The organism is Streptomyces sp. NPDC041129 (assembly GCF_055592265.1).
On record NZ_JBVIYV010000001.1, the window covers coordinates 1453794 to 1472285 of the forward strand.

Below are 18492 nucleotides of genomic sequence, written 5' to 3' on the forward strand. Positions count from 1 at the left end.
TCACACCACCTCGTCCTCGTGCAGTCGCCGGCGCAGGGCGCGGACCGCCGTGTGCAGCCGGCTCTTGACCGTGCCCTCGGGAACACCCAGCTCCTCGGCGATGCCGCGCACCGGCAGGTCGGCGAAGAAGCGCAGGATCAGGACCTGGCGCTGGGCGTCGGGCAGTCCGTCCAGGCCCCGGGCGACGGCGAGGGAGAGCACGCTGGTCTCCTCGCCCGACGGGTGCGCCGGCTCGCGCAGGGCCGCCAGCCGCTCCCCCAGCCGCTCCTGGCGCCGCTTGGCCCGGTGCCAGTCCATGGCGAGGTTGGAGGCGACCACCGCCGCCCACGCCGACACGTCCCGCGGCGCCTCGCGCCCGCTCGCGGCTCGCTCCAGCAGCCGCAGGCGGACCTGCTGCACCCCGTCCGGCAGGTCCGCCTGCGGCACCCCGCCGAGCGCGAGCACCGCCCGCACCCGGCGTTCCTGGGCCGTGTCCAGGGGGTCCCCGCCGGTACGGTCCGCACCGGCGTACGCCCCCTGGTCGCGGCGCGCCCTTCCGCGCAGCACTAGCCACCCCCTCACGCGTTTGCCCCTACGACGCACGAGGGGGCGGAAACGTTCGGCCGGGCGCCGCAGACCCGAGAGGCGTACGTCACACCGCCGTGTGGGCGGAGCCCCGGCGGGCAGGGGCGGCACAGCACAGCTTCCGGCGCGGGGCCGCCGCTGGGGAAACATCTGCAGCTCAGCGCGGTGCACGACGGAGGTCCGGAACCGGACGCCGGGCGATCGTGTCCCACTTTCCGGGCAGGCACCGCAAAGAATTGGACAGGTGGACCGGGACTGGCCGCATGATGGAAAAGCCCCGGTCATGCGAAGGCAAGCAGCAACAGACACACAGAGGGAGTCGCCGTGAGGGTCGGAATCGTCGGAGCCACCGGTCAGGTCGGCACGGTCATGCGCAGGATCCTCGCGGAGCGGAACTTCCCGGTCACCGAACTGCGCCTGTTCGCCTCGGCCCGCTCGGCCGGGACCGTGCTGGACGGAGTGACGGTGGAGGACGCGGCGGCCGCCGACTACTCCGGCCTGGACATCGTGCTCTTCTCCGCGGGCGGCGCGACCTCCAGGGCGCTGGCCGAGAAGGTCGCCTCCCAGGGCGCCGTGGTGATCGACAACTCCTCGGCCTGGCGCCGCGACCCCGAGGTGCCCCTGGTGGTCGCCGAGGTGAACCCGCACGCCGTGGCCGACCGGCCCAAGGGCATCATCGCCAACCCGAACTGCACCACGATGGCCGCGATGCCGGTCCTGAAGCCGCTGCACGAGGAGGCCGGCCTCGAGGCGCTGGTCGTCGCCACCTACCAGGCCGTCTCCGGCTCCGGCCTGGCGGGCGTGGCCGAGCTGCACGGCCAGGTGCAGAAGGTGGCCGCCGAGGCCGACAAGCTGACCCACGACGGCGCGGCGGTCGACTTCCCCGAGCCCCAGATCTACAAGCGCCCCATCGCCTTCAACGTGCTCCCGCTGGCCGGCTCCATCGTCGACGACGGTCTCAACGAGACCGACGAGGAGCAGAAGCTGCGCAACGAGTCCCGCAAGATCCTGGAGGTCCCGGATCTGAAGGTCTCCGGCACCTGCGTGCGCGTCCCGGTCTTCTCCGGCCACTCCCTCCAGGTCAACGCCCGTTTCGCCCGGCCGCTCAGCCCGGAGCGGGCGACCGAGCTGCTCGCGGGCGCCCCGGGCGTCGCCCTCTCCGACATCCCGACCCCGCTGCAGGCGGCCGGCCAGGACCCGTCGTACGTCGGCCGCATCCGCCGCGACGAGACCGCGGACAACGGCCTGGCGCTGTTCGTCTCCAACGACAACCTCCGCAAGGGCGCCGCGCTGAACGCGATCCAGATCGCGGAACTTGTGGCGGCCGAGCTGTCCGAGAAGTAGGCACCGGTGCCGGGGCCTGCCGCGAAAGCCCCGTCCTTCGCCCGAAGAGCGGGCGGGGACATTGGCAACAGGCCCTCGGGGCGGTCACGTGCGCGTGACCGCCCCTTTCGCATGCCCGGGCTCATCGCTTTCCCCGTGGCCGCCATGGAAGGATGGCGCAACCCACACATAACGAGGAGATGACCGCGTGCCTGGCACAAACCTGACTCGCGAAGAGGCGCGGCAGCGGGCGAAGCTGCTCACCGTTGACTCGTACGAGATCGATCTCGACCTCTCCGGCGCGCAGGAGGGCGGCACCTACCGGTCCGTGACCACGGTGCGCTTCGACGTGGCGACCAGGGGCGCCACGTCCTTCATCGACCTGGTGGCCCCGGCCGTCCACGAGGTGACGCTGAACGGGGACTCGCTCGACCCCGCCGAGGTGTTCGCCGACTCGCGCATCGCGCTGCCCGACCTGCTGGACGGGCGCAACATCCTGCGCGTCGTCGCCGACTGCGCCTACACCAACACCGGCGAGGGCCTGCACCGCTTCGTGGACCCGGTGGACGAGCAGGCGTACCTGTACACCCAGTTCGAGGTGCCGGACGCCCGCCGGGTCTTCGCCTCGTTCGAGCAGCCGGACCTGAAGGCGACCTTCCAGTTCACCGTGAAGGCGCCGGAGGGCTGGACGGTCATCTCCAACTCGCCGACGCCGGAGCCCGAGGAGAACGTCTGGGTCTTCGAGCCGACGCCGCGCATCTCGTCGTACATCACGGCGCTGATCGTCGGCCCGTACCACTCGGTGCACAGCGTGTACGAGCGCGACGGGCAGAGCGTGCCGCTCGGCATCTACTGCCGTCCCTCGCTGGCCGAGTTCCTGGACTCGGACGCCATCTTCGAGGTGACCCGGCAGGGCTTCGACTGGTTCCAGGAGAAGTTCGGGCTGGCCTACCCGTTCAAGAAGTACGACCAGCTCTTCGTGCCCGAGTTCAACGCCGGCGCGATGGAGAACGCGGGCGCGGTCACCATCCGCGACCAGTACGTCTTCCGGTCCAAGGTGACCGACGCGGCGTACGAGGTGCGCGCCGAGACGATCCTGCACGAGCTGGCCCACATGTGGTTCGGCGACCTGGTCACCATGGAGTGGTGGAACGACCTGTGGCTGAACGAGTCGTTCGCCACCTACACCTCCATCGCCTGCCAGGCCGCCGCGCCCGGCTCCCGCTGGCCGCACGCGTGGACGACGTTCGCGAACTCCATGAAGACCTGGGCGTACCGCCAGGACCAGCTCCCCTCCACGCACCCGATCATGGCCGACATCCGTGACCTGGACGACGTGCTCGTCAACTTCGACGGCATCACGTACGCCAAGGGCGCGAGCGTGCTCAAGCAGCTCGTCGCGTACGTCGGCGAGGACGAGTTCTTCAAGGGCGTGCAGGCCTACTTCAAGCGGCACGCGTACGGCAACACGCGCCTGTCCGACCTGCTGGGCGCCCTGGAGGAGACCTCCGGCCGCGATCTGAAGACCTGGTCGAAGCAGTGGCTGGAGACGGCCGGCATCAACGTGCTGCGCCCGGAGGTCGAGACGGACGCGGAGGGTGTCATCACCTCCTTCGCCGTCCGCCAGGAGGCCCCGGCGCTGCCCGCCGGCGCCCAGGGCGAACCGGTGCTGCGCCCGCACCGCATCGCCATCGGCCTGTACGACCTTGACGGCAGCGGCAAGCTCGTGCGCGCCGACCGGATCGAGCTGGACGTCGACGGCGAGCTGACGGCCGTGCCGCAGCTCTCCGGCAGGCGCCGGCCGGCCGTCGTGCTGCTCAACGACGACGACCTGTCGTACGCGAAGGTCCGGCTGGACGAGGATTCGCTGCGGACCGTCACCGAGCACCTCGGCGACTTCGAGGCCTCCCTGCCGCGCGCCCTGTGCTGGGCCTCGGCCTGGGACATGACCCGCGACGCCGAGCTGGCCACCCGGGACTACCTGTCGCTGGTGCTGTCCGGCATCGGCAAGGAGTCCGACATCGGTGTGGTGCAGTCGCTGCAGCGCCAGGTGAAGCTGGCGATCGACCTGTACGCCGACCCGGCCGCCCGTGAGGCGCTGCTGACCCGCTGGACCGACGCCACGCTGGCCCACCTGCGCTCGGCCGGGCCGGGCAGCGACCACCAGCTCGCCTGGGCGCGGGCGTTCGCGGCGACGGCCCGTACGCCGGAGCAGCTCGACCTGCTGGACGCTCTGCTGGACGGCTCGCAGACCATCGAGGGTCTGGTCGTCGACACGGAGCTGCGCTGGGCGTTCGTGGAGCGGCTCGCGGCGGTCGGCCGCTTCGACGAGGCGGAGATCGCGGCGGAGTACGAGCGGGACCGGACCGCGGCCGGTGAGCGGCACGCGGCCACCGCCCGGGCGGCCCGTCCGACGCCGGAGGCCAAGGCGGAGGCCTGGGCGTCGGTCGTCGACTCCGACAAGCTGCCGAACGCCGTACAGGAGGCCGTGATCGGCGGCTTCGTGCAGACCGACCAGCGGGAGCTGCTGGCGCCTTACGCGGAGCGGTACTTCGAGGTCCTCAAGGACGTCTGGGACGCCCGTTCGCACGAGATGGCCCAGCAGATCGCGGTCGGCCTGTACCCGGCGGTGCAGATCTCCGAGGACACGCTGGCCAAGACGGACGACTGGCTGTCTTCGGCCGAACCCGGCGCGGCCCTGCGCCGGCTGGTCTCGGAGTCCCGCTCGGGCGTCGAGCGCGCGCTGAGGGCCCAGGCGGCGGACGCGGCCACCGCGTAACCCCGGTACGGCTTCGGCTACCAGGGCGCCCGGTCTCGCACCGGGCGCCCTTTTCCGTGCGGCCGGTGCGGCCGGGGCGCCGTGTTCGACGTCCCGGCCGGGGCGCCGGGTTCGACGTCCGGATTCCGCCGGTGCGCGGCCCCTCCGCGGGCCACGCTGGCCGTATGACGACCTACACCGCATGCCCCCTGACGCCCCCGGCCCTCGCTGAGCTGCGCGTCTCGGACGACGCGGCCCGCCCCATGACCGCCTTCGAGGACACCGAGGGCGGCGCACCGCTGCGCTGCTGCCTGCGCCGCAGCACACCGGGCGAGCGCGTGGCCATGGTGTCGTACGCGCCCCTGCGCCGCTGGGCGGCCGCGACGGGCGCCGACCCGGGGGCCTACGACGAGCAGGGCCCCGTCTTCATCCACGCCGGGGAGTGCGCCGGACCGGGCGGCGACGCGCTCCCGTTCACGGGCGCCCATCGCACGCTGCGCCGTTACTCCGCCGACGGCCGCATCCTCGGGGGCCGTCTGGTCGAGGACCCGGACGGCTTCGAACCGGCGCTGGCCGAGGCCTTCGCCGACCCGGAGGTGGCGCTGGTGCACGTGCGGGCGGTGGAGTACGGGTGCTTCCTGTACGAGGTACGGCGCCCGTAGTCCGCCGCGCTCCCGAGCTGCCCGGCCGCCGTCGCCGCGAACGCCAGGGCCATGCCGAGCACCTGCACGGGGGTGAGCGCCTGCCCCAGGGCCGCCCAGCCGGTCACGGCGGCGGTCAGCGGGGAGAGCGGGCCGAGGAAGCCGGCCCGGGTGGCGCCGAGCCGGCCGATGCCGCGGAACCAGAGCCAGTAGGCGACCGCCGTGTTCGCCAGCGCGAGGTAGAGGTAGCCGCCGATCGCGCGGCCGTCGAGCGCCGGCGGGGCGCCCTCGGCCAGCAGGGCGACGGGGGCGACGAGCAGACCGCCGGCGGTGAGCTGCCAGCCGGTGAGGGCGAGCGGGCCCACGCCGTCCGGCCGGCCCCAGCGCCGGGTCAGCACCGTCCCCGCCGCCATCGAGGCCGTGGCGCCGACGGCCGCGAGCACCCCGGCCGCGTCGAGGGCGCCGGCCCCCTTGAGTACGACGAGGCTGACGCCGAGCGCGGCCACGGCCCCGGTGACCAGCGTGCGGACGCCCGGCCGCTCCCGCAGCAGCAGTGCCGAGAGGCCGACCACGAACAGCGGCCCGGCCGAGCCGACCACGGCGGCCATCCCGCCGGGCAGCCGGTACGCCGACACGAACAGCAGCGGAAAGAAGGCGCCGATGTTCAGCGCGCCCAGCACGGCCGCCTTCGCCCACCAGATGCCGCGCGGCAGCACCCGGGTGAGGGCGAGCAGCGACAGCCCGGCGGGCAGGGCGCGGACCAGGGCCGTGAACAGGGGGCGGTCCGGCGGCAGGAACTCGGTGGTGACGGCGTAGGTCGTGCCCCAGGAGACGGGGGCGAGGGCGGTGAGCAGGACGGTCGTGGGGCGCTTCATCACGGGCCTTTCACGGATTTCAGCAAGTGGTAAGTAGCTTAGTCGCAAGCAACTTATCGTCAAGCCACTTTCTTGCCGACGACCGTCCCGAATGGCGATACTCGGCACATGAACGCAGGCCGGCAGCAGCCCCACGATCCCGTCGACGCGATCATCGGTCAGTGGGCGGCCGTCCGCCCCGACCTCGACACCCGGGCGATGGAGGTCTTCGGGCGCATCCACCGCCTCTCCCGCGCCATGGGCGACCGCATGGAGAAGGCGTACGAGCCCTACGGCGTCTCCCGCGGCGAGTTCGACGTGCTGGCGACACTGCGCCGCTCCGGCGAGCCGTACACCCTGTCCCCGCGCCAGCTCTCGGCGACCCTGATGCTCACCACCGGCGGCATGACCGGCCGCCTCGACAAACTGGAGCGGGCCGGGCTGCTGCGCCGCTCCCCCGACCCCCACGACCGCCGCGGGCTCCAGGTGACCCTGACCGAGAAGGGGTTGGACGTCATCGACCGGGCGGTCGGCGCGGGTCTCGCCGTCCAGACGGAGGCCCTGTCCCACCTGGACGCCGAGCAGGCCGGCCAACTGGCCGGCCTGCTGAGGGAGTTGCTCTCCGGGACGCGCTAGGCGGGCAGTCAGCCGCCGACGCGTTCGGCCACGGCCGCCAGGATCTCCGCCGGACCGGCCGAGTCGGCCGCCCAGGCCACGTATCCGTCGGGGCGCACCAGCACGGCCGTCCGGCGGTCACCCGCCCAGCGCGCCACGGCCAGCCGGTCGCCGTGCCCACCCTCGTACGGCTCCGGGGTGATCAGCACGAACCGGCCCCCGCGCAGCGCCTCGTAGAGGCGGCCGCCGCCGGCCAGGGCGACGTCCGGGGCCCGGGTGCCGGCGAGGCGGTGGGCGCCGCTGGGCGCGGGGTAGCGGTAGCCGATGCCGGTGATCTGGCCGGCGACCTTGCGGCGGGCGGGGCCGACGGCGTCGAGGAACATGGTGAGCGCGGCCCGGGCCGCCAGCGTCCAGGGGCGCTTGGCCATGGCGAGGCGCACGATACCGCCGCTGCTGCGCAGCACCGCCCTGCCGACCGGGTGCCGCTCGGCCTGGTAGCTGTCGAGCAGTCCGGGGTCCGCGTGCCCGGTGACGACCGCGGCGAGCTTCCAGCTCAGGTTGGCCGCGTCCTGGAGCCCGGTGTTCATGCCCTGACCGCCGGCGGGGGTGTGCACGTGCGCGGCGTCGCCGGCGAGGAAGACCCGGCCGGACCGGTAGGCGGGCGCCTGGCGCTCGTCGCTGTGGAAGCGGGACAGCCAGCGGGCGTCGTGCATCCCGTAGTCCCGGCCGAGGGCGAGCCGGGTGATCTCCTTGACCTCGGCCAGGTCCAGCGGCTCCTTGTCGGGGACGTCGCGGCCCCGGTGCCAGCCGATCACCCGGTAGTAGCCGTCACCGAAGGGCGCGAGGAAGGCGAAGGCGTCACCGACGGCGTTGACGGTGAGCAGGGCCGGGGGCTTCTCGGCGAGCCGGACGTCGGCGAGGACGACGGACCGGATCACCGACCTGCCGGGGAACGGCAGCCCGATCGCGTTCCGTACGGCACTGCGCATGCCGTCGGCGCCGACGAGGTAGGCGGCCCGCAGGGTCTCCGCGCGCCCGCCGGGGCCGCCGACCTCGACGGTGACTCCGTCGGCGTCCTGGGTGAGGCCGGTCAGCTCGGTCCCGTACCGGAAGTCGGCGCCGGCCTCGACCGCCCGCCGCTCCAGCGCCTTCTCGACCTCGTACTGCGGGAGGATGAGGAGGTGGTTGAACCGGGAGGGCAGGGCGGCGAGGTCGACGGTGAGCCGGCCGAAGAGACGGAGCCGGTCCAGCGGCTGCCCGGCGGCCTCCAGGTCCTCGGCGAGGCCGCGGGCGTCGAGCTGTTCGAGGGTGCGGGCGTGCAGGACGAAGGCGCGGGAGAGGTTGCTGATCCCGTGGGGGCGCTTCTCCAGGACGGTGACCGGGACGCCCGCGGCGGCGAGGTCGCCGGCGAGGAGGAGTCCGGTGGGCCCGGAGCCGACGACGAGGACGCGCGGGCGGGTGGGGTCGGGGGCCGAGCCGGGGGTGACGGCGGGGCCGGAGTTTCCAGTGGTGCCGTTCATGAGGACCTCCTGGTGCCAACACTTGTTGGCCTACGCCTGCCGGCTGCTCGCACTCGCCGGTCAACAGCTGTTGGTCAACGCTTGTTGGCAAACTTACGGCGACCTCCCACACCTGTCAACGCTTGTTGGCCAACGCGTGTGGGCCTACGCTTGTAGGCATGACCGCCAGCACCAGCAGCAACAACGCCGACAGCGGCAGGAGCACCAGTCGGTCGCGCCGCTCGGACGCCACCCGCACCGCGATCCTCGCCGCCGCCCGCGAGCGCTTCGCCACTGACGGCTACGAGCGGGCCACCATCCGCGCCATCGCCAAGGACGCGCGCATCGACCCGTCGATGGTGATGCGGTACTTCGGCAGCAAGGAGGGCCTGTTCGCGGCGGCCGTCGCGCTCGATCTGCGGCTGCCCGACCTGGGGCCGGTGCCCCGGGACGAGGCCGGCCGGACGCTGGTCGCGCACTTCCTCGACCTGTGGGAGGAGAACGAGGAGCTGACGGCGGTGCTGCGAGTGGGTGCCACCAACCAGGCCGGGGCCGAGCGCATGCAGGGCATCTTCCGGGACCAGCTGCTGCCGGTGGCCCGGCAGGTGTGCCCCGACCCGGAGCAGGTTCCGGCCCGGGCCGCGCTGTGCGCGGCGCAGCTGCTCGGGCTGGCCCTCACCCGCTATGTGCTGCGGCTGCCGCCCGCGGTGGCGCTGACGCGCGAGGAGCTGGTGGCCTGGCTCGGGCCGACCGTGCAGCGCTACCTCACCGCGCCCAGCCCCTGAGCCCGCCGGGAAACACCGAGGGCGCCGGCCTCACCCGGGTACGGCGGCGTGCGCGTACCGGAGGGAGGACGGCGCCCTCGGCGGGACGGGACAGGCCGGTCAGGCCTTCGCCTCGCCCCTCACGTTGATGTTGGACGTCGTGGTGTCCTTCTTGGCGTGGGACTTGTCCAGCACCATCACCAGGCCCGCGATGATCACGAACAGGGCGATCGGTGCCACCACGTAGAGGCCCAGCGTCTGGATGACGCTCAGGCCGGGGCCGGGGTCGTCACCGTCGTCGCGGGTCAGCGCGAGCGCGGGGGACGACATGAGCAGCATCATCAGCGTCGTACCGGCGGCCAGGGCGCCGGCGCGCAGGGCGTTCTTCTTGTCCACTCTCTCAAGTTAGCGAACCACCCGAATGGACGCGCGCCCGGGGTCCCTTACGCGGCCCTCACCGCCCCGTCTCCGCTCTGAGCACGTCCAGCAGAGCCCGGAGCCGGGGCGAGGCCGCCAGCTCCTCCAGCGTCACCGGGCGGCCCTGCGAATCGGCGACGGGCAGCCGCCAGTTCGGGTACTCGTCCCAGGTGCCGGGCAGGTTCTGCGGGCGGCGGTCGCCGACGCCGTCCGGGAGCCAGACGCCGACCAGCCGGGCCGGGGTGCGCAGCAGGAAGCGGTGGACGCCCTGGATCTCGGCCTCCTCGTCGCTGCCGGGCGGCCCTGCCGCCGGGCTGTCCAGCAGGCCGAGGCTGCCCAGCAGCGCGAGCCATTCCGCCGTGTCCGCGGCCGCCTCGGCGCTCTCCTCGGCGACGGAGCGGGTGAGCAGGCCCAGGCGGTCGCGCAGACCGACGTGGTCGCCGGTGAGCCGGGCGGCGGTGGGCGGCAGGTCGTGCGTGGTGGCGGTGGCCAGGCAGTCGGCGCGCCAGTGTTCCGGGGGCAGCGGGCGGCCGTCGCCCTCCCAGTCCCGTTCGAACCAGAGCACGGACGTGCCGAGCACCCCGCGCCGCTGCAGCCTCTCGCGCACCCCGGGCTCCACGGTCCCCAGGTCCTCGCCGATCACCACCGCCCCGGCCCGGAAGGCCTCGAGGGCGAGCAGGGCGAGCATGGCCTCGGCGTCGTGGCGGACATAGGTGCCCTCGGTGGGCGGGCGGCCCTGGGGCACCCACCACAGCCGGAACAGGCCCATCACATGGTCGATGCGCAGGGCGCCGGTGTAGCGGAACAGGGCGCGCAGCAGGTGGCGGTAGGGGGCGTGGCCGGAGGCGGCCAGCCGGTCGGGGCGCCAGGGCGGCAGCCCCCAGTCCTGGCCGTGGGCGTTGAAGGCGTCGGGCGGGGCGCCGACCGACATCCCGGCGGCGAAGTGGTCCTGCTGCGCCCAGGCGTCCGCGCCCTGGGGGTGCACGCCGACGGCGAGGTCGTGCACGATCCCGACGGGCATGCCGGCCTCCTGCGCGGCGCGCTGGGCGGCGCGGAGCTGGCCGTCGGTGAGCCAGGCGAGGCGGGAGTGGAAGCCGACGCGGTCGGCGAGCGCGGCGCGGGCGCGGGCGGTCTCGGCGGAGCGCGGGTCGCGCAGGCCCGCGGGCCACTGGTGCCAGTCGGAGCCGTGGGTCTCGGCGAGCGCGTACCAGGTGGCGTGGTCCTCCAGGGCCTGCCCCTCCTCGGCGCGGAAGGCGTCGTAGGCGGCCTGCCGTCCCGGTCCGAGGGGGACGGCGAGGACCAGTTCCAGTGCCTCCCGCTTCAGCTCCCACACCGCGTCCCGGTCGATGAGGGCGCCCTTGTCGAGGACGTCGGCGCGCAGCCGCGCGGCGCGTTCCAGCAGGCCGCGGACCCGGTCCTGGTCCTCGACGTGGGCGAACTCGTCGATCAGCTCGACGCGCAGGTGCACCGGGTCGGGGAAGCGGCGGGAGGAGGGCCGGTACGGGGAGGGGTCGGTCGGGGCGCCGGGCACGGCCGCGTGCAGCGGGTTGACCTGGACGAATCCGGCGCCGGCGGTGCGTCCGGCCCAGCCGGCCAGCTCGGCGAGGTCACCGAGGTCGCCCATGCCCCAGGAGCGCCGGGAGAGCAGCGAGTAGAGCTGGACGAGCAGGCCGTAGGAGCGGGTGGCCGGGGTGGGCAGCCGGTCCGGGGCGACGACGAGATGGGCGTGCCCGGTGCGGCCGTCGGGCGCGACGGCGGTCACCCGGTGCGCTCCGAGGGGCAGCCCTTCTGCCGTGTCCCGTGACTCGCCCTGCTCGGTCTCGACGGTGAGGCGGGTGCCGGCGGGCAGTGCGGCGAGGGCGGCGGGGCCGTCCGGGTCGCCGGCCCAGTGCACGACCGTCGGCGGGAGCAGCCGTTCGCGCAGCTCGCGTTCCCGTTCGGCGAGCGCGGCGCGTACCGCGTCCGGGGTGCCCGCGTCGACGCCGAGGGCGGCCAGGGCGGCCACCACGGCGGAGGCGGGGACGTCGACCGTGCGGTCCGGGGCGGGGCGGTAGGAGGTGTCCACCCCGTGCAGTGCGGCGAGCCGGGCCAGCTCCTCGTCGGCGGCCGCGGCCATCTACACTCCCGCGCCGAAGAAGTCGGGGATCGGGTCGGACTCGCTGGTCAGCGGGGCGGCCTCGGCGAGTGGTGGCTCGCTGGTCAGGGGTTCGGCGTCGGGCAGGGGCGGCTCGCTGGTCAGCGGCGCCTCCACGCAGGCGCTCTCGGCGCTGAAGACGCACAGCCGCGCGTCGTCGGTCTCGGCGGACGGCTCCGCCAAGGGTTTCCACTGGGCCGGAATGGTGGGATGAGCCGGTGCGGCCACGGGGGCCTCCTTCTCTCTGGATCGCTTGCCGCGGCTAGCGGTGGTCAGGGCAGGCCTACCCCGCGACGCCGAAGCCACTCACCACACCGCCCGGGTACGCGTGTGCGCATCCCGTGAACCGATGCCGGCCGCGTGGTCGATAGAGGGAGTGTGAGACTGTTCCGCCCCGTGGGGGGCCAGCGGGAGAAGGACGGGGACGTGGCGCTGCTGCGGGCCGTCGCGGCGGGCGATCAGTCGGCCATGGCCGATCTGTACGACCGGCACGCCGGCTGGCTGCACGCGCGGCTGACCCGGCGCTGCGCCGATCCGGAGGTCGTCCGGGAGGTTCTGCAGGACACGTTCGTCACCGTGTGGCGGTCGGCGGCCGGGCACCGCGGTCAGGAGACCGGCGGCTGGCTGTGGACGATCGCGGCACGGCGGCTGGTCGACGCGCGGCGGGCGCTGGAGCGGGCCGCGCGGGTGGCGGGCGCGCCGCTGGAGTCGGCGGACGGCGCCCATGAGCCGGCCGCCGCGCCCTCCGCCGAGGACAGGGTGCTGGCGGGCCTGGAGTACGGGGACGTCGGCGCCGCGCTGGACCGGATCTCCCCCGAGCTGCGCGAGGTGCTGCGCGCGACCGTCGTCGACGGGCTGAGCACCCGGGAGGCGGCCCGGCTGCTCGGCATACCCGAGGGCACCGTCAAGTCCCGCGCCCGGCGCGCCCGTACGGAGCTGCGGTCCGCGCTGGCCCATCTGAACCCGCCCCCGCTGGGAGGTACGGCATGACCCACGGCAACGCACACGTCTGGCACGCCTCCGCAGGCCTCGTCGCCCGTTACGCCGACGGCTCCCTGGCGGAGCCGGACGCGTGGTCCCTGGAGAAGCACCTGGAGAGCTGCCCGGGATGCGCGGCGCTGGTGTCGCGGGCGGTGCGCGGCACGGCGGCGGTGGCGGTGCTGGACGAGGTGCGGGAGGCGGTGCTGGGAGCGGCGCCCGCGGGGGCGGCGCGCTCCGTGGCGGCCCCGGTCCCCGCCGTGTCCCGGTTCGCCCGGCTGCTCTGGGCCGCCGGGCCCGCCGTGCGGGGGGCGTGGCTGCCGGCCGTGCTGCTCGTCGCGGTGGGGGCGATGGCCCTGGGATACGGGGGCGGCGTGCCCGGCGCGCGGACACTGCTGCTGGCGATCGCGCCCGTGGTGCCCGTGGCCGGGGTCGCGCTGTCCTACGGGCCGCACGCCGACCCGCTGTACGAGGTGGCGGCGGCCAGCCCGGCCGGCGGGCTGCGCCTGGCGCTGACCCGGACGGCCGCGGTGCTCGCGGTGAGTCTGCCGCTGCTGACCCTGAGCGGGCTGCTGCTGCCCGCCTCCGGCGCCCCGGCCGCCGCGGCCTGGCTGCTGCCGGGGCTGGCCCTGACGCTGGGCACGCTGGCCCTGGCCTCCTTCGCCGGCTGCCGTACGGCGGCCGTGGTCACGGCCGGGGGCTGGCTGTGCGCCGTCGGCGCGCCCGTGCCCGGCGCACCGGGCGGCGAGATCACCGCACGCCTGGCCGAGCAGCTGTCCCGCTGCTTCGGCGGCGCGGAGGCGCAGGGCGCGTGGGCGGCGGCGGCCGTGCTGAGCGCCGCCGTCCTCACGGCCCGCCGCCCGGCCTACGACCACCTGCTGCGCCGGTGACTGCGGGCCCCGCAGCACCGCCCGGCCCCTGACGGCACCACTCGAGACACCCCGATCAGTCCGACCATCCCGGCGGACACCGCCCGGCCCGGGGCCCCACGGCCCTGGTGTCCCGATGCGACCGCCCCGGGGCCCCGGCCATCCCGGCGGCCCCGCCCCCGGCAAGCCATCTCTGGAGACCCCTTGAGTTCCATACTCGTGTCCGGCCTGCGGGTCCGGCACCGGAAACACCTCGCCCTGGACGGCGTCGATCTGGACCTCGGCACCGGTGTGCACGGGCTGCTCGGGCCCAACGGTGCCGGGAAGACCTCACTGATCCGGGTCCTGGCCACCGTGGCCCGGCCGTCCGCCGGGCGGGTGGAGATCCTCGGCCAGGACACCGCCGGGCACCGCGGGCGCTCCGCGGTCCGGCGCCGGCTGGGCTATCTGCCGCAGGAGTTCGGCTACTACCCGGGCTTCACGGTGCGGGAGTTCGTGGCGTACGTGGCCTGGCTGAAGGAGATGCCCGCCGCCCGCGTCCCGGCCGCCGTGGCGGACGCCGTGGCCCGGGTCGGCCTCGCGGACCGCGCCGACGCGAAGATCCGCACCCTGTCCGGGGGCATGGTCCGCCGGGTCGGCATCGCCCAGGCCATCGTCAACGAGCCGAGCGTGCTGCTGCTGGACGAGCCCACCGCCGGTCTCGACCCGGAGCAGCGGGTGGAGTTCCGCGAGCTGCTGCGCGAACTCGGCGCCTCGGCCACGGTGGTGGTCTCCACCCACCTGGTGGAGGACGTGGCCGCCGCCTGCACGGAGGTCACCCTCCTCGACGGGGGCCGGATCGCCTACCGCGGCACCCCGCACTCGCTCACGCTGATGGGCGAGACCTCGGGCGGTCCGGGCGACCACCCGATCGAGCGCGGCTACACGGCCGCGCTGCGGGCCCACCGCGGCGGCGCGGGGACGCGGGAGTCGGTGCGATGAGCCTCGTGACCGGCCGGAAGGCGCCCGCCGCACGGGCGCCCCATCCGCTGCGCGCGGAGGTCCTGCGCGGATTCGCGCCCTTCGCCGGGGCCGCCGTACTGCTCACCCTCGGCGTCCTGCTGGCCGGTTCCGCCGACCGCTGGCAGGGCGGCTGGGCGGAGACCGCCGCCCAGACGCACACCACCGTGCTGATCGCCGGACCGCTGGCCGCCGCGGCGGGCTGCTGGCAGGGCGGCCGGGAGCGGCGGCGGCGTACCGAGCAGCTGTGGGGGACGGTCGTCCGGGCGCCGCTCGCCCGGTTCCTGGCCTCGGCCCTGCCCGTCGCGCTCTGGACGGCCGCCGGCTACCTGGCCGCGGCGGGCCTGGCGATGCTCGCGACCTGGCCCTACGCGCAGGGCGACCGGCCCCACCCCGAGCTGCTGCCCGGGGACACCGTGGCGGTGGCGGCGGCCACGCTGCTCGGGCACGTGGTGGGCCGGGCCGTGCCCACCCGGCTGGCCGCGCCGCTGCTGGCGATCGCCGGGTGCGCGGGGCTCGGCGTGGTGTCGACGAGCCGTTCGGGTTCCGGCCGCCATCTCGATCCGGCGTTCCAGATCATGGACACCGACGTCCCGGTGTGGTGGCAGCCCGTCTCGATGGCCGTGTGGACGGCGGGTCTGGCGTTCGCCGCCGTGCTGGCGTACGCCGCGCGGCGCCGGGTGACGGCCCTGCTGCCGCTGGCCGCCGCCGTGGCCGCGGGGGCGGTCCTGACCCAGACCGGGGACGGTCTGTGGCACGAGGAGCCGCTCGCGCGCCGGCAGGTGTGCGACACCTCCACCACCCCGGCGGTCTGCGTGAACGCCCGGTACGCGGGGATGCTGCCGCAGGTCGCCGACGCCCTGTCGGGCGTCACGGGCAAGCTCGAGGGGGTGCGGCACCTGCCGGTGCGGTGGGAGGAACGCGACCACGAGTCGCACGACACCGAGGCCCAGTTGCCCAGCCTGACGCCGCTGGGCTGGTCGGTCGTACGAGGCCGGCTGACGGATCCGCGGCAGTTCGCCTGGGAGGCGACGGCGGCGCTGGAACGGCGCCCCGACTGTCTGCACTCCACGGAGCGGATGCGCCGGGCCGACGACGCCGTGGAGGCGTACCTCGGCCCCAGCCCGGCGCAGGAGAGGTTCGACGACATCGACGCCCATGGCGACGCGGCTCACCGCGCCGACCTGCGCGAGCGCCTCGCCGCCCGGGCCAGGCTGGCCGAAATGGGCGAGGAGGAGCGCCGGGACTGGCTGTCGGCGTACTTCGCGACGGCCGGCACCTGTGACGTGAAGGGGGTGCCCGCCCTGTGACCGGCCCCCTCCTCTACGCCCGCTCCCGTGCCCTCCCTCTCACCCTGCTCGCGCTGGCCGGCACCACGGCCTTCGCGGTGTGGGCCGCCGGCCGCCTGGACGCCTATCTCGACCCCTACCGCCGGGTGCCGGTCGTCGCCCTGGCCCCGCTGCTGGCTGCCGCCGTGATCGGCACGAGCCTGTACTCGGCGTCGGACGAGCTGGACCGGACGGCCGTGCGGCCCTGGTGGCCGCGGCGGCTGGCGCAGCTCGGGGCGCTGACCGCCCTGGCGGCTCTGGTGCTGCCGCTGGCGGTGCTGGGGCACGCGGAGACCTTCGGGCCGCCCGCGGTCGTCCGCAACACGCTCGGCTGCACCGGTGTCACGGCCGCGGCGGCCGTCCTGCTGGGCGCGCGGCTGAGCTGGCTGCCCGCCTTCGGCTATGTGACGGCCGTCTATCTGGCCTCTTCGGGGGCGCGCGGGCGCGCGGTCACGGTGTGGGCGTGGCCGATGCAGCCGGGCGCGCAACCGGGCGCCTGGGCCGCGGCGCTGACCGCGTTCGTGGTGGGCGCCGCGCTGTACGCGGTGCGCGGGGCGCGTGCCGAAGGACCCCGCGGCTAGCACCTCTCGTTCGGATCATGCCGGGCTCGCGGGCCCGGCACCGCGCCCTGATCCGGCATGATCCGAACGAAGGACCCTGGGTCCTGTCCGGCCACGGGGTGCGTGAAGGCCCGGAATCCTCAGGCTGAGATGCCGTCGATCCGGGCCATGGCGTCGTCCGCGCCGTACGGCTGCAAGTAGGGCAGCCAGCGCGGGTCCCTGTGGCCGGTCCCGATGATGCGCCAGGCCAGACCGGTGGGTGGGGCGGGTTTGTGACGCAGCCGCCAGCCGATCTCGACCAGGTGGCGGTCGGCCTTCACGTGGTTGCAGCGGCGGCACGAGGCCACCACGTTGTCCCAGACGTGCTTGCCCCCGCGGCTGCGCGGGATGACGTGGTCGACGCTGGTTGCGACGCCACCGCAGTACATGCACCGGCCCCCGTCGCGCGCGAACAGCGCCCGGCGGGTGAGAGGAACGGGCCCCCGGTAGGGAACCCGCACGAAACGCTTCAGCCGGACCACGCTGGGTGCGGAGACTGTGACGGTCGCGCTGTGCATAAAGGCGCCGGATTCCTCGAGGGAGACGGCCTTGTTCTCCAGGACGAGGACGAGCGCGCGGCGGAGCGGTACGACGCCGAGCGGCTCGTACGACGCGTTGAGGACCAGGACGTGCGGCACGGGTGCCTCCTTGGGCGTCGGCGGCGCGTGGCTCGCGCCGGGACGATCTGCAGTCAGTCTCCCCTCATGCCTGGTGAACGCGCCACCATGTCCCGGTAACGGGCTGGGAGTGTTTTCGACCACACCTCATAGGTCCCCCGGATCATGGCGTCTTCAAGCCCAGGTGAGACCCGTCTCCCTTGGGCGGAACGGCGTGGGGCACACACGATGCCCCGTTAGTGTGTTGGTTCTGTCCGTCCGGTGACCTTTTCGTGATCTCGAAGACCTTGACCGCCCCACCGGAGCGGACCGCGCAGCACCATGGAGGTACCCCCGTGTCCTTGCCCGTCGTCCTTCTGGCCGCCGGCACGTCCCCCTCGCCGTCCCCGTCGGATTCGACGGGGTCGCCCGTGCCCACCCTGCAGGACGCCCAGGACCACGCGACGAACGCCGCGAGCTGGGTGGAGCAGAACTGGTCGACCTGGCTGGCGATGGGCCTGCAGATCGTGCTGGTCGTGGTCGTGGCCGTGGCGCTCAGGGCAGTGGTGCGGCGGGCGATCACCAAGCTGATCGACCGCATGACCCGGACGGCACAGGCCTCCGAGGGCAGCCCGCTGGGCGGGTTGCTGGTCAACGTGGAGCGGCGCCGGCAGCGGGCGGCGGCGATCGGCTCCGTGCTGCGTTCGGTGGCCAGCTTCGTGATCCTCGGCACGGCCGCGCTGATGGTGCTCTCCACCTTCAAGATCAACCTGGCGCCGCTGCTGGCCTCGGCCGGTGTGGCGGGCGTGGCGATCGGTTTCGGCGCCCGGAACCTGGTCACGGACTTCCTCTCCGGCGTCTTCATGATCCTAGAGGACCAGTACGGCGTCGGCGACACCATCGACGCCGGTGTGGCCTCCGGCGAGGTGATCGAGGTCGGGCTGCGGGTGACCAAGCTGCGCGGTGACGGCGGTGAGATCTGGTACGTCCGCAACGGCGAGGTCAAACGGATCGGCAACCTCTCGCAGGGCTGGGCGACCGCCGGGGTCGACGTGACCGTCCGGGCGAGCGAGGACCTGGACCGGGTGAAGGCCACCCTGGACGAGGTCGCCGAGAAGCTGAGCAAGGAAGAGCCCTGGAACGAGCTGCTGTGGGGCCAGGTCGAGGTGCTGGGCCTGGACAGCGTGCTGATCGACTCGATGGTGGTGCGGCTCACGGCGCGGACCATGCCCGGCAAGTCGGTGGCCGTGGAACGCGAGCTGCGCTGGCGGATCAAGCGGGCCTTCGACGCGGCGAGCATCCGCATCGTGGGCGGCGCCACGGCCGTGGAGGACGTCGAGGACGCCCCGGACCCGGCCGCGGCGGTGGCGGCGCCGTCGGTGTACGCCAACGCGGAGTCCCCGCAGTCCGTGGCCGCGACCCCGATCGCCTCCCAGCGCCCGGCCTCTCCGGGCAAGTAGCGAAGCGGTCACGCGCGGCGCCGCCGGCGCCCGGGCCCACGCCCCCGAGGTAACGACTCCGTTGCCTCGGGGGCGTTGTCTATTGACGCCCTCT

At 74.4% G+C, this 18492-nt stretch carries 17 protein-coding genes and 1 pseudogene; 11 read left to right on the forward strand and 7 right to left on the reverse strand.

The window, feature by feature from the left end; all coding sequences use genetic code 11:
- Entirely contained in the window at positions 1-546 is a 546-nt protein-coding gene (locus ACZ6B1_RS06335; RefSeq protein ID WP_468775461.1) for a sigma-70 family RNA polymerase sigma factor, read from the reverse strand.
- 342 nt (positions 547-888) lie between these two features.
- Here ACZ6B1_RS06335 and ACZ6B1_RS06340 point away from each other — a divergent pair, with 342 nt between their 5' ends.
- The 3 genes and pseudogenes from ACZ6B1_RS06340 to ACZ6B1_RS06350 all read left to right on the forward strand — a co-directional run.
- Positions 889-1908: an aspartate-semialdehyde dehydrogenase gene (locus tag ACZ6B1_RS06340; protein ID WP_468775463.1), complete on the forward strand. Its 1020-nt coding sequence runs from the start codon at positions 889-891 to the stop codon at positions 1906-1908.
- Positions 1909-2095: 187 nt separating this feature from the next.
- Positions 2096-4666, forward strand: a complete 2571-nt coding sequence (gene pepN / locus ACZ6B1_RS06345) for an aminopeptidase N (protein WP_468775465.1) — start codon at positions 2096-2098, stop codon at positions 4664-4666.
- 323 nt (positions 4667-4989) lie between these two features.
- Positions 4990-5241 (forward strand): annotated as a pseudogene (locus ACZ6B1_RS06350) (DUF1203 domain-containing protein); the annotation flags it as partial.
- On the opposite strand, the gene ACZ6B1_RS06355 reads toward ACZ6B1_RS06350, so the two are convergent.
- Positions 5148-6161, reverse strand: a complete 1014-nt coding sequence (locus ACZ6B1_RS06355) for an EamA family transporter (RefSeq protein WP_468775467.1) — start codon at positions 6159-6161, stop codon at positions 5148-5150. The pseudogene ACZ6B1_RS06350 and the gene ACZ6B1_RS06355 sit on opposite strands and share 94 nt — an antisense overlap.
- Before the next feature lie 108 nt (positions 6162-6269).
- Here ACZ6B1_RS06355 and ACZ6B1_RS06360 point away from each other — a divergent pair, with 108 nt between their 5' ends.
- Complete coding sequence (locus ACZ6B1_RS06360; protein WP_468775469.1) at positions 6270-6776, forward strand: MarR family winged helix-turn-helix transcriptional regulator; 507 nt, start codon at positions 6270-6272, stop codon at positions 6774-6776.
- Positions 6777-6784: 8 nt separating this feature from the next.
- On the opposite strand, the gene ACZ6B1_RS06365 is transcribed toward ACZ6B1_RS06360, so the two are convergent.
- A complete protein-coding gene (locus ACZ6B1_RS06365) occupies positions 6785-8275 on the reverse strand; it encodes an FAD-dependent monooxygenase (RefSeq protein ID WP_468775471.1) in 1491 nt (496 codons plus the stop codon).
- Positions 8276-8433: 158 nt separating this feature from the next.
- On the opposite strand from ACZ6B1_RS06365, the gene ACZ6B1_RS06370 reads away from it, so the two are divergent.
- Positions 8434-9039, forward strand: coding sequence for a TetR/AcrR family transcriptional regulator (locus ACZ6B1_RS06370; RefSeq protein WP_468775473.1), 606 nt, complete (start codon positions 8434-8436; stop codon positions 9037-9039).
- Between the two features lie 99 nt (positions 9040-9138).
- Here ACZ6B1_RS06370 and ACZ6B1_RS06375 read toward each other — a convergent pair whose 3' ends face one another.
- Genes ACZ6B1_RS06375 through ACZ6B1_RS06385 form a run of 3 tightly spaced genes read right to left on the reverse strand, consistent with a single transcriptional unit; the run spans position 9139 to position 11797 of the window.
- Positions 9139-9414, reverse strand: coding sequence for a hypothetical protein (locus ACZ6B1_RS06375; RefSeq protein ID WP_468775475.1), 276 nt, complete (start codon positions 9412-9414; stop codon positions 9139-9141).
- Between the two features lie 58 nt (positions 9415-9472).
- Positions 9473-11551 (reverse strand): 4-alpha-glucanotransferase, encoded by a 2079-nt coding sequence (malQ, locus tag ACZ6B1_RS06380; protein WP_468775477.1) that lies wholly within the window; start codon positions 11549-11551, stop codon positions 9473-9475.
- On the reverse strand, positions 11552-11797 hold the full coding sequence (locus ACZ6B1_RS06385) for a hypothetical protein (RefSeq protein ID WP_468775479.1): 246 nt from the start codon (positions 11795-11797) through the stop codon (positions 11552-11554).
- A gap of 150 nt (positions 11798-11947) precedes the next feature.
- Between ACZ6B1_RS06385 and ACZ6B1_RS06390 the strand changes: the two genes are divergently transcribed.
- The 5 genes from ACZ6B1_RS06390 (at position 11948) to ACZ6B1_RS06410 (ending at position 16324) form a co-directional block, all read left to right on the forward strand.
- Entirely contained in the window at positions 11948-12559 is a 612-nt protein-coding gene (locus ACZ6B1_RS06390) for an RNA polymerase sigma factor (RefSeq protein WP_468775481.1), read from the forward strand.
- Entirely contained in the window at positions 12556-13437 is an 882-nt protein-coding gene (locus ACZ6B1_RS06395; protein ID WP_468775483.1) for an anti-sigma factor family protein, read from the forward strand. Before ACZ6B1_RS06390 ends, ACZ6B1_RS06395 begins: the two co-directional genes overlap by 4 nt.
- Before the next feature lie 198 nt (positions 13438-13635).
- Complete coding sequence (locus ACZ6B1_RS06400) at positions 13636-14397, forward strand: ATP-binding cassette domain-containing protein (protein WP_468776046.1); 762 nt, start codon at positions 13636-13638, stop codon at positions 14395-14397.
- Positions 14394-15725, forward strand: a complete 1332-nt coding sequence (locus ACZ6B1_RS06405) for a hypothetical protein (RefSeq protein ID WP_468775484.1) — start codon at positions 14394-14396, stop codon at positions 15723-15725. Before ACZ6B1_RS06400 ends, ACZ6B1_RS06405 begins: the two co-directional genes overlap by 4 nt.
- Complete coding sequence (locus tag ACZ6B1_RS06410; RefSeq protein WP_468775486.1) at positions 15722-16324, forward strand: hypothetical protein; 603 nt, start codon at positions 15722-15724, stop codon at positions 16322-16324. The genes ACZ6B1_RS06405 and ACZ6B1_RS06410 overlap by 4 nt, the downstream gene beginning before the upstream one ends.
- Before the next feature lie 119 nt (positions 16325-16443).
- Here ACZ6B1_RS06410 and ACZ6B1_RS06415 read toward each other — a convergent pair whose 3' ends face one another.
- Complete coding sequence (locus tag ACZ6B1_RS06415; protein ID WP_199210575.1) at positions 16444-16980, reverse strand: HNH endonuclease; 537 nt, start codon at positions 16978-16980, stop codon at positions 16444-16446.
- Between the two features lie 314 nt (positions 16981-17294).
- Here ACZ6B1_RS06415 and ACZ6B1_RS06420 point away from each other — a divergent pair, with 314 nt between their 5' ends.
- The gene (locus ACZ6B1_RS06420) at positions 17295-18398 is read left to right on the forward strand and encodes a mechanosensitive ion channel family protein (RefSeq protein WP_468775488.1); all 1104 of its coding nucleotides are present in this window, start codon (positions 17295-17297) and stop codon (positions 18396-18398) included.
- Positions 18399-18492: the final 94 nt, after the last annotated feature.

Bases quoted from the DNA above. Each gene is read 5' to 3' on its own strand.
- ACZ6B1_RS06355 (WP_468775467.1), bottom strand. From the start codon at position 6,161: ATGAAGCGCCCCACGACCGTCCTGCTCACCGCCCTCGCCCCCGTCTCC.
- ACZ6B1_RS06360 (WP_468775469.1), top strand. From the start codon at position 6,270: ATGAACGCAGGCCGGCAGCAGCCCCACGATCCCGTCGACGCGATCATC.
- ACZ6B1_RS06365 (WP_468775471.1), bottom strand. From the start codon at position 8,275: ATGAACGGCACCACTGGAAACTCCGGCCCCGCCGTCACCCCCGGCTCG.
- ACZ6B1_RS06370 (WP_468775473.1), top strand. From the start codon at position 8,434: ATGACCGCCAGCACCAGCAGCAACAACGCCGACAGCGGCAGGAGCACC.
- malQ (WP_468775477.1), bottom strand. From the start codon at position 11,551: ATGGCCGCGGCCGCCGACGAGGAGCTGGCCCGGCTCGCCGCACTGCAC.
- ACZ6B1_RS06395 (WP_468775483.1), top strand. From the start codon at position 12,556: ATGACCCACGGCAACGCACACGTCTGGCACGCCTCCGCAGGCCTCGTC.
- ACZ6B1_RS06405 (WP_468775484.1), top strand. From the start codon at position 14,394: ATGAGCCTCGTGACCGGCCGGAAGGCGCCCGCCGCACGGGCGCCCCAT.